Genomic DNA, 15,468 nt, shown 5'->3' with positions numbered 1-15,468 from the left:
CATGCCGCCGTGTCACATATTCTTCGATGAGGGTTCATCAGGAGCGCTCTTTAGCCAGGGCACCAGACGTTCTAAGCGAGCCCGAGCGCTCCCCGCCGATGAACTTCGTCATCTATTATCCTCGATTGGTTCTGCAGCCGCCCGCGAGATCGTGCGCTAGAGAGATCCTCCGAGATTTTCCGGAACATAGGCAGACTTGGCGCTCGCTGCGCCCATATCTGCAGAACTCCGGGGACCGCTCCCCCTCAGCATCGAGGCATGTTGCTGCTGCCTGATCCTGAGTTATGGCGTATTTGTCGCTACGAATTGGCGCCAAAGCTCAGACTGCCCCTATCACGCTAAGAGCTAAGATCCTCATCGAGGCCGCCGCACCTAGTACCCGGAATCAGAGCTGAGTGATACGGCGGCCTTTGAAACGGCGTTGACGGACCTTTTTCTTGGTCCAGACGAAGGGCTCGGCTCTGTCGTTGTATGCGTTGACGTAGGCATCGATGTGTTCCTGAAGCTGCTTGAGGCTCGTGAAGGAGGTGCCGCTGAGCGACTGCCCCTGCAAGATGGAAAACCATACTTCGACCTGATTGAGCCATGACGCACTTGTCGGCGTGAAATGAAATTGCACGTTGGGGTGGGCCTTGAGCCAGTCCTCGTTCTTTTTATGGGTGTTGAGGTTGTCGAGGATGACGTGAAGCTTGCGGTTCGGAAAAGTCGCGGTGACGCTGTTCATGAAATCGAGAAACTCGACGCGGCGCCGGCGTTTTGAATGGGTCGCGATGATCTTTCCGGTGGCGACTTCGAGCGCCGCAAACAATGTTGTGGTGCCATGCCGCTTGTAATCGTGGCTTTGGCCGGTCAAGGCGCGGCCATTGGGCAACTTCAGATAACCCTGCGCTCGCTCCAAAGCCTGGATCGAGGGCTTCTCGTCCACGCACAGCACAATGGCCTTCGCCGGCGGCGCGACATAGAGGCCGACAACATCGGCGGCTTTGGCCGTAAAGTTCGGGTCGTTGCTCTCGCACCAGGACTTGCGAGCCACCAGGTCAATCTTGTGGCTGCGCAGGAACCGCCAGACATATTGGACATCGACATCGCCCAGCGCCTCGGCCAGAAGGGGGCCGGTCCAGCGCGCAAACCCTTGCGGTGGCGGCTTATCCAGCAGCTTCAGAATCCGCTTGTCGGTCGTCTTCGTATAGATCGGCTGCTTGCCAGGCCGCGGCTTGTCTTGCAGCCCTTCAAGGCCATGGTCGGCATAGCGATGCCGCCAAAGGCTGACAATCCGCGGCTGGACCCCAACTTCCTTGGCGATCGACCGGGTGCTGCGCCCATCCGCCGCCAACAGAACTATCCGCGCCCGCTTCAAATCGCGCTGCAACGTCACCGGTGAGCGACAGCACGCCTCAAGCACCTTGCGATCTTTCCTCGAAAGGTGGACTTCTCTTGCTTCGGGTATCATCCCGACCTTGAATCACGACTCACGTTCCAAGAAAAGTGGGTACTAGTATCTTCATCTCCTCACTGAACACGAAAAGCGGGCGCTAGCGCCCACTTCAGTGACTTATCCCATAAGCTGGAACCGCTTCGCAGTACCAGCCAGACCTCAGGCCAACTCAAGCATCGGACGTTGTGCCTGGATTCTCATTGCTGTCGATGATTTCCTGGTTCACCTGGCGTCCAGACCGGTCAACCCAGCCCGAGCCTGGTTGTTCATAAATCGTCTGGGCTCCGTCCGAAGTCAATTGATCAAGCGTACGGCCCGCATTCGACTGCGTCACCTTGAGATTGTTCTTACCGTCAAAGCGGTCTCCAAGCCCTTCGACGACCATGGCATTGTCGCCGTTAGTAATGGTCAGCTTCGAGGCCATCGTTTTGCCCTTGCCGATATCAACGGTGTCGACAGTAATCTTCGTGCCGTCGTCGAGCTGGAAAGTCATGTTCTTCTTGAAGTCAAAGTCGACCTTGCCGTCACCGTCGGCATCGACGTGGGGATCGCCTTTAATCGAGGTGATCTTGCCTGTTTGACTGTTACGAATGAGCACTGTTCCGTCATTTTCGTCGACCAAGATCGAATACTTATCACCAAGCTTGATCTCAGCCTTGCCGTCCCTGACCTCATGTGACCACACTGGCGCCGGCTGAGAAGACTGCGTGGGCACCTGGGCAGCCGCAACAGGCACCATCGCAAGAGGCGGCGGCGGAGGAGGAACGAAGAAGACGGGCGCCGTAGAGGTGGGCGCTCCGCTTGCATACCGGTAGTTGCCCGGCCCACGCCCTTGCTCGCCGTCGTCGATACTCGCCTGATTCACGGCGCGTCCGGCGCCATCGACCCATCCCTGTCCACTCTCATGGATCGTTTGGGCACCATCAGACGTCAACTCGTCAAGGGTCATCCCAGCGTTGGACTGCGACACCCTCAGATTGTTTTTGCCATCCTTGTCGTCGCCGAGCCCCTCGACAACGATCGCGTTGTGGCCGTTCGTAATCGTAAGCTTTGAAGAGATGGCCTGGCCATTGCCGTAGTCGACATTATTCACAGTAATCTTCGTGCCGTCGTCGAGCTGAAACGTCATATCCTTCTTGAAATCGAAGTCATCCTTGCCGTCTCCGTCGGCATCAACGTGCGGGTCGCCATGAATGACCGTGACATGGCCGGTCTGGTTGTTGCGGACTGTCCACGTGCCATCCTTCTCATTGGCCGTAATCGTATACTTGTCCCCAAGGTTGATCGTGGCCTTGCCATCCTTGACCTCATGCGTCCACACCGGATCCACAGCAGGCTCGGCATTCTGATTCAGCTGGCTCATCAGCATGGTGGAAGGAGGAGGCGCCATCATGTACGCCTGCGTCGTAACGACGGCTGGCGCCACGACGACCGGAACGACACTCCCAACGGCCGTACCGACGAGGGCTGGTGAGGCTACCGGCAAGTACTGGTAGCTCGCCGGGGCATATTGCCCCAACATGGCGTTGAAGGTGGGAGTGACAACAGCGCCCTCCGGCGCCACTCCGTTCATCGAGTCGGGCGCACCCACCACTGGCAGGCCGGCCACGGGAAGATACTGCATTTAGTTCACTCCTGTTGCATAGACGACATCTGTAAAACTGTGAGCGTTACGCGCATAGTCACCCAAGATCCGCCGCTTCAGATCTGCATGAGAGCGCCTGATCAGCTCATCCGAACGAACGACTAATTCCCTTGCCAGAACCGGCAGCCTATGGAGATCCTCTCTCGCCCCATCACCGTAACCGCACGAGCACATCACGCGCATTCAACTCACAGATACGGTAGCCCGAACACCTGTCGAAAAGCTGACGATGATCAGCGAGCCAAGCCGCACGCACTTTGGCATCGATCGGATGTCCGAAACGCATCCTTCGCTGAACGTATCGCAAGATTTAATATTCCCTCCTGGCAAGATTCGTCTGGTACCAGCGGTGCTCCCATGTCTTCAGGCAAATGACACGACGTTGCCGGTTATCAGCCAATCATCTCATCCTCACCGCAATCAGCGCTCCCGCCGGAACTGCACATCATCTGCGAGGAGCGATCAACAGCTTGAACTCTCGCTGCATTTTCCCAAACATCAAGACTTCGCGAAAGGTGAGCTTTCGCAAGCCGCCATCTTAGCCAAACGGGACAAGCGAGGGCTGAGATCCGCACGGCTCGATGACCTTATCCCGCTTCCGTGCTCCACCCTGCAAGCCACGCGCCTGCGAAGGTTCCGCCAAGTCAAATCATTCCTGAACGCGCAGCTAAGCACGGCTCAACTCGCCTTCATCCAAGCCGGCTATAGGGCGCCGCTGGGAGCGACAGGGCGATCCGATGATTGCGAGCAGATGCAAGCCTGCCGCAAAATATCACTCGCCTCAACGTGAGGCTCGTCAGCTTTTCGAAAGCTAGCGCCCCTAGCATGAGGCCGCTGAAGCTAGGCGAACAGTCGTCTGCGCAACAAGACGAACATAGGAGAACGCAATGATCGGAGAAATGATTGGAAGCGCCGCCGGCGGTTACCTAGGCGGCCCGGCCGGAGCGGCAATTGGTTCGGCACTGGGCGGGACCGTGGACAAGGTCTTTGACAAGGTGGTCCACACCTTGGTGCCCGACGAGGGTCACCATGATAAGGCCGAAGACCACAAAGACGCCGGCGAAAAGACCGAGGTGCAATCCAAGCACGAGACTGCCTGCAAGAGCCCGGAGCTGAACCTCGGGCTCAGCACGCTCGGCGGTACGCCCATGTTCCTTTCCATTCCTGCGATCGTCTCGCCGGCCCGCACCTCGTAACAAATCAGAACCAGCGTTATCCCAAAAGAAAGGCAAATAGACATGGCGGTTGACAATGTTGGCGGAAATGGCGGCGCTGCTGGTGCCCAGCAGACCGGCGATAGCGGCTTCCAGAACCAGATGGCTGAATTCGAGCGTGTGAGCCAGAAGGTTCAGGCCCAGGCCGTGGCAATGCGCAGAATTACGACCGAACTCTCGTCCGAGAAGAAGGTCGCCGACGAGCGCGTCCAGTAATTCTGCAAGACGGGTGGCTCACCGCAGTTGCTACCGTCGCCGCGCTGTGAATGACGAAGTCTGGATGAGCCGTACGGCACCGCCGTACGGCTTCTCTCGTTATTCGGGGGATTATCGTGAACGACTCTGTTTCGCTTGAGTTCGAGGTGCTTTCGGGGGTCTATACCGGGCTCAAAGGAAAGACGGCGGGCGGCGAGAGCATTGTGGGCAGCGGCCTCGATGCGGACATGATCTTCGTTGAACAAGGGCTCGAACCGCATCATCTTCGCGTCATCCCGCAGCGCGATTCGATCGAGCTCGAAGCGCTCGCTGCCAGAATCAGCATTGACCGTCACGCTAGCATTGCAACAGGTGAGCGCGTCAGAGTGCCGCTTCCCGCGATCATTCATGCCGGCGCGATGTCCATCCGCTGGTCGGCAGAGGATTTCCAACCAATTGCTTCGAGCAAGCGATCTCGCCGCTCGATCGTGGCACTCAGCCTGATCTTGCTCAGCTCTGTCGCGATCGGCACCGTCTCAATCATCTTTGCCCCCGGCGATAGGGCGGTGGCGCCAAGCACCGGATCATCGCACGCGGTCGAAATTGCCGCTAAACCAACCGTCGATCATTTTGACGCGAGAGCTGCTGATGAAATGGCCGCATCACTGCGCCAACAGATCGAACGAGAGGGCCTTCCTGACGTCAAGATCGGGCACGGGCCCGGCGTCGTGACCGCGGAAGGGACGATTGCGCCGGACCTCGTCGCAAAATGGAAAGAAATCCAGCAATGGTTCGATCGTCAAAGCAATGGTACCCCGACCCTTGTGAACGCTGTCGCGGTGAAAGAGGAAAAGATGCCGTCTTCGATTGCTGTCCAAGCCGTCTGGCGCGGAAGCGAACCTTATCTGCTTATTGCCGGGCAGAAGTATTTCGTCGGCGCGCTCTTAAGTAATGGATGGACCGTTGATCGAATCGAGGATGGACGAGTTCTGCTCAGCCGCAACGGCCGATCTGCCGCTTTGCCCTATTAAGGTCTCTACCCTGCAAAAGAGAAGGAGAAGGCTATGGCTAGGCTGCCTCAGAACTCCGTAGGGCCCGGCAACTCATCGCAGGGGTTAGATGCGGGCCAGCACGCACCAGTCATCGGCTCGCCTCCTTCGCGAGGTGATAAGCTCGAAGTCGGAGGCGCCCATGCGGATAGCGGCACGAAGCGGGCGTCGTGGCAGGATGCGGCTTCGTATGATCTGCCAATTGATGGCGCGAGCGAAGCGGCGCTCGGGGTCGATTCCGTCGGCGCCATCTCACGCGTCACTTTATTCGAAAGCGAAGCAGGAGCGAATGAGGTAGATGCACGCGCGAGATTGGCTTCGCTTTATGGTCCCAATCTGTCCCGCGGACTACTCTCCTTCGTAGTTCCGCGCCTTCGTCATCCCGACGTACTGCGCGCTGACAAGCATGGTGTTCTTCTGGAACGCTTGACGCGAACATTGGAGGCGACGCCGGAAGACAAGACGGCGCGAGAGTGCTTGGCAATCCTGCAGCAGGAGCTGCAGCGGTTACTAATGCTCCGACAAAACCAAAACAGCTTAATCAAGGGTTAGCCATGGCCGATCCTGATGGATTGCATCGCGTCGCCGTTCCCCTGGCTCCAGGAGTCTCAAAATCCGGCGATATTCCGTCGATCTCCGGGCCAGAGCGCGACCTGCTTTGCGCACTCTCATATGTCCATCTCGCGTGCGGGCAGAGCGCACACAGCCTGGCTCTGTTGCGAATTGCAGCTCGCGAGCATTCCAACGACGTCGGTCTACTCCGCATTCTAGCCTACACGCTCATCGCCGAGGGCCTCGGCGAGGAAGCACTCCATGTGCTGGACCGGCTGGACGCACTTGATACGCAACCCTCTTCTCGCATACCGATGACGCTGTTGCGCAGTCACGCGCTACGGCACGCTGGCCGCATGGCCGAGGCTCGCGAGGTCTTCCAGACCTATGTGTCATTGCGCGCGAGTACAGCCCTCATCCGAAAGCAATAGGGATCTATCATGGCCAACACCTTGCGCGGCTTTGTCGTGCGCGCTCCGGCCCACCCGGATTTCATGGTTGCCTTGATGCTGCTTCTAGCGATCGGCATGATGATCATGCCAATCCCAATCATCGTGATCGACATGCTGATCGGCTTCAATCTTGGCTTTGCCATATTGCTGCTGATGGTTGCCCTCTATCTCAGCACACCGCTTGATTTCTCGTCCTTGCCGGGCGTCATCCTGATCTCCACCGTATTTCGGCTGGCGCTGACGATTGCAACAACACGGCTGATCCTCGCCGAAGGCGACGCGGGCAGCATCATTCACACCTTCGGCGACTTCGTCATTTCAGGGAATATTGCGGTCGGAATTGTCATATTCTTGATCGTGACCATGGTCCAATTCATGGTTCTTGCCAAGGGTGCCGAACGCGTCGCAGAGGTGTCTGCGCGCTTCACGCTTGACGCGCTACCAGGCAAGCAGATGGCGATCGATGCGGAGCTACGCAACAGCCACATCGATCAACACGAAGCACGCCGCCGACGTGCCGCCTTGGAACAAGAGAGTCAGCTTCATGGCGCTATGGATGGTGCCATGAAGTTCGTTAAGGGAGACGCGATCGCCGGGCTGATCGTGATCTGCATCAATATGCTTGGCGGAATAAGCATCGGCCTGCTCTCCAAGGGCATGTCGCTCGATGAAGCGCTGCATCAATATACTCTTTTGACGATTGGTGATGCGCTCATTTCGCAGATTCCGGCGCTGCTGCTGTCAATTACCGCCGCGACCATTGTCACGCGCGTCAACGGACCCTCCAAACTCAGACTCGGCGCCGATATCGTTCACCAACTTACCGCAAGTACGGAGGCACTTAGGCTAGCCGCTTGCGTCTTGGTATTCATGGGGCTCGTTCCTGGCTTTCCTTTGCCCCCGTTTGCCGTGCTGGCCGTCCTGTTCGCTGCCGCAAGCTACGTCAAGGTCGGCCCCAAAGACGACAAGCCTGCCGCCAAAATAGGAGCTAGCGCCGCGGCATCGGCGCCGGTTCCTGCAGCGGTCCAAAAGCAGGCCGCACATGCGGAAGCGCTTCCGATCGCGTTGTTCCTTGCACCAAACCTGACGGATTCGATCGACAAAGACGAGCTGGAAGAGAGCATTTCGCGTGTTTCAAGGCTCGTGTCGGCGGACCTTGGCATCACCATTCCGCGGATCCCTGCCCAGATTGGCGACAGCTTGTCCTCGTCGCAGTTCAGGGTCGATGTCGATAGTGTGCCAGTTGAGCGTGATGTGATCAATCCCGGGCACTTGGCACTCAACGACGATGTCGCGAACATCGAATTGAGCGGCATCCCCTTTCAACAAGACCCTGAAACGAATCGGGTCTGGATCGAAGAACGGCATGCAGCGGCTCTCAAGGCCGCCGGAATCGGATATCATCGGCTAAGCGAAGTTCTTGCCTTACGTCTCCATTCCACATTGACGCGCTTTGCACAGCGCCTGGTCGGTATTCAGGAAACCCGCCAATTGCTCGCTCGGATGGAGCAGGAATACCCTGATCTGGTGAAGGAGGTACTGCGTACGGCCACCGTCCCTCGGATCGCCGAGGTCCTGCGCCGCTTGCTCGATGAAGGCATTCCAATCCGCAATACCCGCTTGCTTCTGGAGGCATTGGCAGAATGGAGCGAGCGCGAGCAAAACGCCGTCCTGCTCACCGAGTATGTTCGTGCTACCTTAAAACGCCAAATCTGCTTCCGGTATGCTAATGCCCATCGCGTCGTGGTCGCCTTTATCATCGAGCGTGAGAGCGAGGAAATCATCCGCGGCGCAGTACGGGAAACGGCCGTAGGCCCATATCTCGTCTTGGATGAATGGCAGAGCGAAAAGCTGCTTGCACAATTTCGTCAGATTCATGCGACCATCGCGCAAAGTAAGAGCCAGCCTGTCGTCCTCGGTTCGATGGATATCCGGCGTTTCGTGCGCGGTTTTCTCACGCGCAACGGAATCGACTTGCCTGTTCTGTCCTATCAAGATCTCGCCGCGGACTTCACGGTCCGGCCGATCGGATCCGTCAAGCTTCCAAAGGCGCCTTCCTCAGGAGGGCTCCTAACAGCTGCAAGCTAAGAGTGCGCAGCACTACCTTGTGAGTAGCCGATGAAATCTAATGACACCAGCTTCCGCCGATATCTGTGCTCCGCCAGTCCAAGGCTGCGGCCGGCTCTGCTTGCGATGCTGACTGTTGTGCTGCTCGCTGGTTGCGCTACCGCAGACAAACATGGCCTTTCACCGCAGCAGAGGTCCGCATCAGACCTCGCAGACAGCGAAGAGATCGACCCCGCCGCGCGCGAGCGCATTTCGCACGCGCTTGGCCGAGATGCTGATGAAGGGGCTCTGCGCGACGCATTGAAGCAACAGCCGAACAACATTGATGCGGCTATTCCTCTTGCGCGAGCCCTGCTGGCACGCAACTGTCCGAATGATGCTCTTGAGGTGCTCGACGGCGTGTTATTGGCAACCCCTGGCGACCTGCGCGCATTAAATGCCAAAGCAGTTGTTCTCGATCACGAGGGCCGTCATCAGGAAGCCCAAGAGCTATACCGCCAAGCTCTCGCGGCGGAACCTGCAAACCCGATGCTGCGCAACAATTTCGGACTGTCCCTCGCCCTTCAAGGCAAGATGGACGCCGGCGATGCCAGCGCAGCACCTCAGGCGGGCAGCCGGAAAGCATTGGCTCGTTCAAGATAAGGCGATCAAGAGCGGGCAGGAATAGCGAAGCGTGATGCTTAGCTGTCAGCTTGCCGACAGCTAGGCTTACTATGAGCGCGGAACCCCACTCCGGCGCGGCCTCGCCGACATAACAGGACGTGTTATGTTTCAAAACACTAAAGCTCTATCTAACAGCGAACGTGCGTCCGAGCTCGATGAAATGGGAACGAGCTCGGACGATGGCTCCCACACGGATAGCCCAAGATTCTTGGATGTATTCTCTGCTCTGAGTTTGGCGCCATCGAGCTGCTCCGTTGATGCATCTTTGGCAGCAGTCCCGCCATACGCGCTGGTTGACGAGCGGCCGGTGGTTGAGATCTCAAAATCTTCGTTTGAGAATAAGCTGGCAGATTTTTATGGAGGAGACATAGAGGATATTGCTGCCAATCCGCAGCGATACTCGCGCTGGGTTTCCGAAAAGGCTCACGCACAGCGGACACTGCATTTCGCTTCGGCACGAAGTCTATTTCGGAGAAATCGTGCTTTTTCAGCTATCAGCTTGGGAACAAGAGCGTCGGGCTTCTGAGAACGGAACCCGGAGGCCGCATGAGTGAGCTGTTCAAGGGCAACAATGATTGGCGCCATCAATTTCCTGGACGAGATGAAATCACCTCAACAATAGCTTTCCGGGTTACTCATCCGCTCGTCGAGAACGCGGGCGATATCTTGCTTGAACATCAGCTCCAGATCGACGGAAACAAACCGCTCGTTCTCTCCCACTCTTCCAATCCGGAAGCGAAAGCCCGCGCGGCAGCGTTGGGCTTTCTTGAGGTTAGTGACTCGATGATGGTGCTAGATCCCACCAAGCACGATGACAAATGGAAGAACGAAGGCGGCAATTGGCAGCGGGCGGGTAAGCCGCCTTTGTATCTTGCCGCGACTGAAGACAACAGCGGCAATGCCAAGTATACCGAGAGTGTAGCGAAGCCCGCGAACGATCCGTATGATGAGGAATATGACTTTATGTAGAGCCTACAGGCATCACACGAAGAGCGATTGGCCGGATCGGCGGGGCAAGATCAGGCCTCTATCTCATTTCCTGCTGCATGTACTCTTGAGCACCGACATCTTTTCCGTATCCGCAGGCGGAGTTGGACTGCGCTGTGGGTCCTTTCGTCTGGCGGAATCAAGCCGGACGAGCAGCAGATCGATTATCTCTCGGACTCCGCAGCCTCGTGTTCCTCCTGATCTGCAGCTTGCGCCAGCAAAGAGCCTCCTTGTATCAGCCGAAATGACGCGGTCTATCGGCACTGCGAAGCTACAGCGCGCGATGGCGGCGCACGATCTCCATGACACCCGGTCCTGCCATGTGAGGATCTCCTCCTCTGCCTTCCCGGGAAAAAACTTGCTCGCAAACCGTTTTCAGCCCTTTAGCCGCCGGCAGCGGACGGCATGATTGGTTGGCAGAATCTTGCCGGCATGAACGTCCTCCGGGAGGATCACATCCTCATCAAACCCGCTCGGCACTGCTACATCCACGCCCTTCTGGCATCTTGTCGTTCAGATAAGAGAGAGGAGAAATAGCGAAGTAGTTAACATGCGCCAACCAGGCTCCGGCTTGCAACCGCAAATCACATGACCGCGATCTGCGGTGCCCTTGGTATCCTTAATCTGAGTGACTTGTTGGCAGGTGATTTAAGGACGGTGAGCGGTGCGCTCGGCTTCCCTTTGCCTTACGTAAACCGCGACGGCCGGCAAGTGACTTCCACTGTCTCATCGAAGCTATCGCTGAGCATTTGTTTACCTCGCGCGTCAACAACCGATGGGCTTTTGCGGCAAATCTTCTCAATCGCGCTCCCCCGCGGCACCTGATGCGCGCGGCCGATAAACTACGCTGTTGTCGCACGTTCATCCTGGACTACTTCGGCGCAGTGTACTCAGAGGAGCTGCTCGCTGGCAGACAAATCGTCAAGCCGCTCATCGTGTAGAGCGAGATGTGTGACGGCAAGCTGCTGAGTGTTGTGCCAGCGTATATCGCGCTTGATCTACCCCCAAATCTCCAGAGACGCCAAGTTCTCCTGAGACGTTGTGCGCAAGGTTGTGTTCATGACATGTCGACGGTTACATTTGGCCACCTGAAGCCTTGGACTCGACGACGCGCACCACTCCGGCGGTTAGCGTCTATGCCGGCACGGTCAGATCAGATCGAGCAGCATGCTTCACGCTTCAGAACGACCTGCAGGTGGTTGTGATCCAGGATCATCGCACACCAGTCGTCACTCAGATGATCTGGTATAAGGTCGGTTCCGCGGATGAACCGCCCGGCAAATCGGGGCTTGCGCATTTCCTCGAACACCTGATGTTCAAGGGTACTTCCAAACATCCGGCGGATGAATTCTCCAAGGCCGTGCTGCGCGCCAGCGGCTACCAGAACGCCTTTACCGGGTTCGACTTCACCAGCTACTTCCACCACGTGCCTCGAGAGCACCTCGGCAAGATGATGGAATTTGAAGCCGACCGCATGACCGGTCTCGTTCTCAAGGACGAGAACGTGCTCTCCGAGCGAGACGTCGTGCTGGAGGAATTCAATATGAGGGTCGCCAACCATCCAGGTAACCGGCTTGCTGAGCAGATGATGGCGGCGCTTTACCTCAACCACCCCTACGGCCACCCTATTATCGCGTGGCGCCAGGAAATCGAAAAGCTTACCCGAGAGGACGCGCTTGCCTTCTACCGGCGCTTCTATGCACCTAACAACGCGATCCTGATTGTCGCTGGCGACGTAGCCACCAAGGAAATGCGCTCCATGGTGAAGGAGACGTTTGGCGGCATCCCCGCGCAACCTTCGATTCCCAAGGAACGCCTGCGGCCGCAGGAACCGCCGCCGGCCGCGCAGCGCAGAGTGACACTGGCCGATGCCCGCGTCGAGCAGCCGGCCCTGCGCCGCTATTATCTCGTACCCTCGACTCGCAGCGCGGCCGCGGGCGAGGGTCCAGCGCTTGAGGTGCTCGAGCAGTTGATGGGCGGCGGCATTAACTCATATCTCTATCTCTCGCTGGTTGTCGAAAAGCAGCTCGCGGTCACCGCCAGGGCGAGCTACCACTCTGCCGCGCTCGATCCATCGCTATTCGAGATTTCCGTCATACCAAAGCCTGGCGCCAACCTCAGCCTGATCGAGCGCTGCATCGACGAGGTAATCGCCGGTATTGCCCGTAATCCCGCGAGTGCCGAAGATCTCCAGCGGGCGAAGACGCGGCTAACCGCGCAAGTCGCCTACGCCCAAGACAGTCAGGAACTGCTCGCTCACTGGTATGGCCGCGCCCTGACGACGGGACTATGCATCGAGGATGTACAACGCTGGCCGGACGACATCCGCGCGGTCGGCGCACCGCAGGTGCATGAGGCCGCGCGGATATGGCTCGACAAGAAACGAGCGGTAACCGGCTATCTCGTCAAAGAGTCTACCCCGCAACACTGGGAGACGCTCTAGTGATCCATCCTTGCACTCGACGCGGGATCCTCCTTGGAGGAGCCTCCCTCTCCATGGCGGTGCTCGCTTCGTCAAATTCGCATGCCGCACCACGATCACTGGACCGGACCAGGATCAAGCGTTTGATTTCGTCTTGCGGCATAGAAGCCTGGTTCGTGCAGGACTCCACTGTCCCATTGATCTCGATGGAATATGCCTTCACCGGCGGCGCGGCTCAGGATCCCGCTCAAAGACCTGGCGTAGCCCACATGGTTTCTGGGCTGCTCAAGGAAGGTTCCGGCAAATTTGACTTCAAGACCTTTCATCAGCGGCTGGACCGCCATGCCATTGAACTGCGTTTTCACGTGACCCATGATCACTTCCGCGGTGCCTTGCGCACGATCAATGACAGCGCGGAGGAGGCCTTCGAGCTTTTACGGATCGCGCTAACCTCGCCGCGTTTTGAGGCCGCCGACGTCGAACGGAACCGTGCCGCTGTGCTTGCGCGCCTTCGGCACGACTCAACCAATCCTTCGTCGCTGGCTCGCCGCAAGTTCCTCGAAGTCGCTTTTGGGGATCATCCCTATGCTCGCCCAGTCGATGGCTACTTGGAAAGCGTGCCGAAGATAGAGGCCGAGGATCTCAAGGGTTATGTCCGGCGCGTCATTGCAAAAAGACACGTTCAAAATCGCGGTGGTCGGCGGGGTCGATCCAGGGGCCGTCTGCAAGCTGCTCGATAAGACCTTTGGCAGCCTGCCGAGCAACGCGGAAGCGATGCCGGTCGCCGACGTCATCGCAGCAAAGCCGCCGCAGCGGGTCTTTATTCAGCTCGATGTGCCGCAGACAGTTGTGACTTTTGGCGGTCCAGCCGTCCGTCGCAGCGAGCCGGGTTTCATGCCCGCCTGTATCGTCAACCACATTCTCGGCGGCGGCGGCCTGACGTCACGCCTGTTCCGCGAAGTCCGCGAGAAGCGCGGACTGGCTTATTCAGTCCGTGAGCAGCTTGTCTGGCTGGATCATTCAGCCATGTTTCTCGGTACCAGCGGCACCTGCGCCGATCGGGCCGGTGAAACGGTTGAAGAAATCGAGAAGCAGGTCCGACAGATCGCCGCGGAAGGACCGACTCAGCAGGAGCTCGATGACGCAAAGTCCTACCTGAAGGGCTCGCAACTGGTAGCTCTCAACACATCATCAAAACTGGCGCGAACGCTACTGCAGCATCAGCTTGACAAGTTGCCTATCGACTATCTCGAAAACCAGAATGCCGTCGTCGATGCGGTGACGCTGGAAGACGCCAAAGAGAGCAGCGCAGCGGCTGTGGGGCGGGGGTCTGCTCACAATTATCGTCGGCCGCGCCCCAAAGGACGCAGCGCAGGCGGCCATTGTGCCGTCCAGGACTACACCCCCGCCGGGCGCCGATCAGCTAGACACCGGCCCGACGACGCCGCCCAATTTATTTTCTATCAGCCCATGTGCTTAGCTCTCGCGCGCAGAGAGGCCTTTAGCCACTCACCTTTAGCTCGTGGAGATATTCCTCGGCATGCCGAAAAGACGGCGATCTGATCCAGTAGACCTTTGATGGTCTGCGAAGCCATAGTCGGACCGCCTAGCATCCCCCCGATTTGCGCTTTCATCGAGCTCGCAATCTGACGCTACGTAAGACTCGGTCTCCCATTAAAATTTGATAGCGGCAGCGACAGCATCCATAGCGAACCTACGGCAATCCAACGATCACCATGGGCAGACTTTGATTCTTGCCCCGCATATTCCAGCCGCACACAAACCTCACGTAAATCACCAGTACAAGTGATTACTCCCATTGCCGGAGCTGCATCATCACGCGACGTTACTCGCTAGATGTTGAAAACGCTTATCAGTTGCAGAGCTCTCGCATCGGCGGTTCATTGCCCCTTCTTTCCGCCATGTTCGCACCCAAAGCAGTGACGCGCCGATAGCGCACTTTGCGCGCGGCAATAGCAAGAGCTCAGGAGATGTTTCTATGGTGAAGCCAGTGGTAATTGTAGTCGGTGCGGACAAGGGAGGAGTCGGCAAGACGACCGTATCACGAACGCTACTGGACTACTTTAGCGTCAATAACGTGCAAATACGCGCGTTCGACACGGAGTCGCCCCGGGGAACGCTGAAGCGCTTTTACCCCGGGATCACTGAGATCGTCGACATGACTGCGACGGCGGACCAGATGAAGATCTTCGATACCTTGAACTCAGGGCTGTCCGTCACTGTCATCGATGCTCGCGCAGGCCTACTGTCCTCTGCGCTGGCTTCCTTGCGCAACATCGGCTTTCTGGACTCGGCACGGTCTGGCCAGATCACATTTGCCGTGTTCCACATCCTGGGATCATCTATCGCGTCGCTAGACGAGATCGAGGAAACCGCGACTTTCATGACCGGTGCAAAGTACTACCTGGTCAAGAACTTCATCAACGACACTCAATTCTTCCAGTGGGATCAAGCTACTTATAATTCCTATTTTCATCGCATCAAACATGCGACTGAGTTGACCATCCCGAAGCTTAACGAGATGGCGTATGAGCAGGTGGAAGTCGCGTCCGTCCCGTTCATAGACTTCGTCGCGAACAAGGGACGCAATGATGAACCCGCGAACAACTCCTTCGTGCTGCGCGGCTATGTCCGGCACTGGCTGGCAAATGTCTGGAGCGAATTTGATCGCATCAACTTGACGGAATTGGCCGGGGCCAAGTCCGCCACCCGGGCCGGCGAGAAGTAGCCGTATATCCGGCAAGCTCGAGCCCACGCACAGAACGA

At 57.7% G+C, this 15,468-nt stretch carries 13 protein-coding genes and 1 pseudogene; 12 read left to right on the top strand and 2 right to left on the bottom strand.

All coding sequences use genetic code 11. From position 1 onward, the window contains the following. Positions 1-385 precede the first annotated feature (385 nt). Both ACE10W_RS05825 and ACE10W_RS05820 read right to left on the bottom strand, forming a co-directional pair. The gene (locus ACE10W_RS05825; protein ID WP_011084514.1) at positions 386-1,450 is read right to left on the bottom strand and encodes an IS630-like element ISRj1 family transposase; all 1,065 of its coding nucleotides are present in this window, start codon (positions 1,448-1,450) and stop codon (positions 386-388) included. Positions 1,451-1,604: 154 nt separating this feature from the next. Further along, positions 1,605-3,059: a DUF1521 domain-containing protein gene (locus tag ACE10W_RS05820; RefSeq protein ID WP_018647482.1), complete on the bottom strand. Its 1,455-nt coding sequence runs from the start codon at positions 3,057-3,059 to the stop codon at positions 1,605-1,607. Positions 3,060-3,309: 250 nt separating this feature from the next. Here ACE10W_RS05820 and ACE10W_RS05815 point away from each other — a divergent pair, with 250 nt between their 5' ends. The 12 genes and pseudogenes from ACE10W_RS05815 (at position 3,310) to ACE10W_RS05760 (ending at position 15,430) form a co-directional block, all read left to right on the top strand. Then, entirely contained in the window at positions 3,310-3,870 is a 561-nt protein-coding gene (locus ACE10W_RS05815) for a hypothetical protein (protein ID WP_014497947.1), read from the top strand. Between the two features lie 97 nt (positions 3,871-3,967). Next, positions 3,968-4,276, top strand: coding sequence for a hypothetical protein (locus ACE10W_RS05810; protein ID WP_011084613.1), 309 nt, complete (start codon positions 3,968-3,970; stop codon positions 4,274-4,276). 42 nt (positions 4,277-4,318) lie between these two features. Continuing rightward, complete coding sequence (locus tag ACE10W_RS05805) at positions 4,319-4,510, top strand: hypothetical protein (protein WP_014497948.1); 192 nt, start codon at positions 4,319-4,321, stop codon at positions 4,508-4,510. Positions 4,511-4,626: 116 nt separating this feature from the next. Then, complete coding sequence (locus ACE10W_RS05800; RefSeq protein ID WP_011084612.1) at positions 4,627-5,520, top strand: hypothetical protein; 894 nt, start codon at positions 4,627-4,629, stop codon at positions 5,518-5,520. A gap of 33 nt (positions 5,521-5,553) precedes the next feature. Then, positions 5,554-6,090, top strand: coding sequence for a hypothetical protein (locus ACE10W_RS05795; RefSeq protein ID WP_011084611.1), 537 nt, complete (start codon positions 5,554-5,556; stop codon positions 6,088-6,090). Between the two features lie 2 nt (positions 6,091-6,092). Continuing rightward, entirely contained in the window at positions 6,093-6,521 is a 429-nt protein-coding gene (locus ACE10W_RS05790; protein ID WP_011084610.1) for a M48 family metallopeptidase, read from the top strand. 9 nt (positions 6,522-6,530) lie between these two features. Next, positions 6,531-8,630, top strand: a complete 2,100-nt coding sequence (sctV, locus tag ACE10W_RS05785) for a type III secretion system export apparatus subunit SctV (RefSeq protein WP_011084609.1) — start codon at positions 6,531-6,533, stop codon at positions 8,628-8,630. Positions 8,631-8,660: 30 nt separating this feature from the next. Continuing rightward, the gene (locus ACE10W_RS05780) at positions 8,661-9,251 is read left to right on the top strand and encodes a tetratricopeptide repeat protein (protein WP_011084608.1); all 591 of its coding nucleotides are present in this window, start codon (positions 8,661-8,663) and stop codon (positions 9,249-9,251) included. A gap of 567 nt (positions 9,252-9,818) precedes the next feature. Next, positions 9,819-10,241 carry a hypothetical protein gene (locus ACE10W_RS05775; RefSeq protein ID WP_011084606.1) on the top strand — a complete coding sequence of 141 codons (423 nt, stop codon included), beginning with the start codon at positions 9,819-9,821 and terminating at the stop codon, positions 10,239-10,241. Positions 10,242-11,355: 1,114 nt separating this feature from the next. Then, on the top strand, positions 11,356-12,702 hold the full coding sequence (locus tag ACE10W_RS05770) for a pitrilysin family protein (RefSeq protein ID WP_018647480.1): 1,347 nt from the start codon (positions 11,356-11,358) through the stop codon (positions 12,700-12,702). A gap of 53 nt (positions 12,703-12,755) precedes the next feature. After that, positions 12,756-14,161: pseudogene (locus tag ACE10W_RS05765) on the top strand (M16 family metallopeptidase). A gap of 519 nt (positions 14,162-14,680) precedes the next feature. Then, the gene (locus tag ACE10W_RS05760; RefSeq protein WP_011084600.1) at positions 14,681-15,430 is read left to right on the top strand and encodes a hypothetical protein; all 750 of its coding nucleotides are present in this window, start codon (positions 14,681-14,683) and stop codon (positions 15,428-15,430) included. Positions 15,431-15,468 lie beyond the last annotated feature (38 nt).

The sequence above is a fragment of the Bradyrhizobium sp. B025 genome (genome assembly GCF_042257955.1).
In the GTDB taxonomy this organism is placed as follows: domain Bacteria; phylum Pseudomonadota; class Alphaproteobacteria; order Rhizobiales; family Xanthobacteraceae; genus Bradyrhizobium; species Bradyrhizobium diazoefficiens.
Note: the sequence above shows the minus strand (reverse complement) of the source record. Positions and strands in the feature narration are given on the sequence as shown.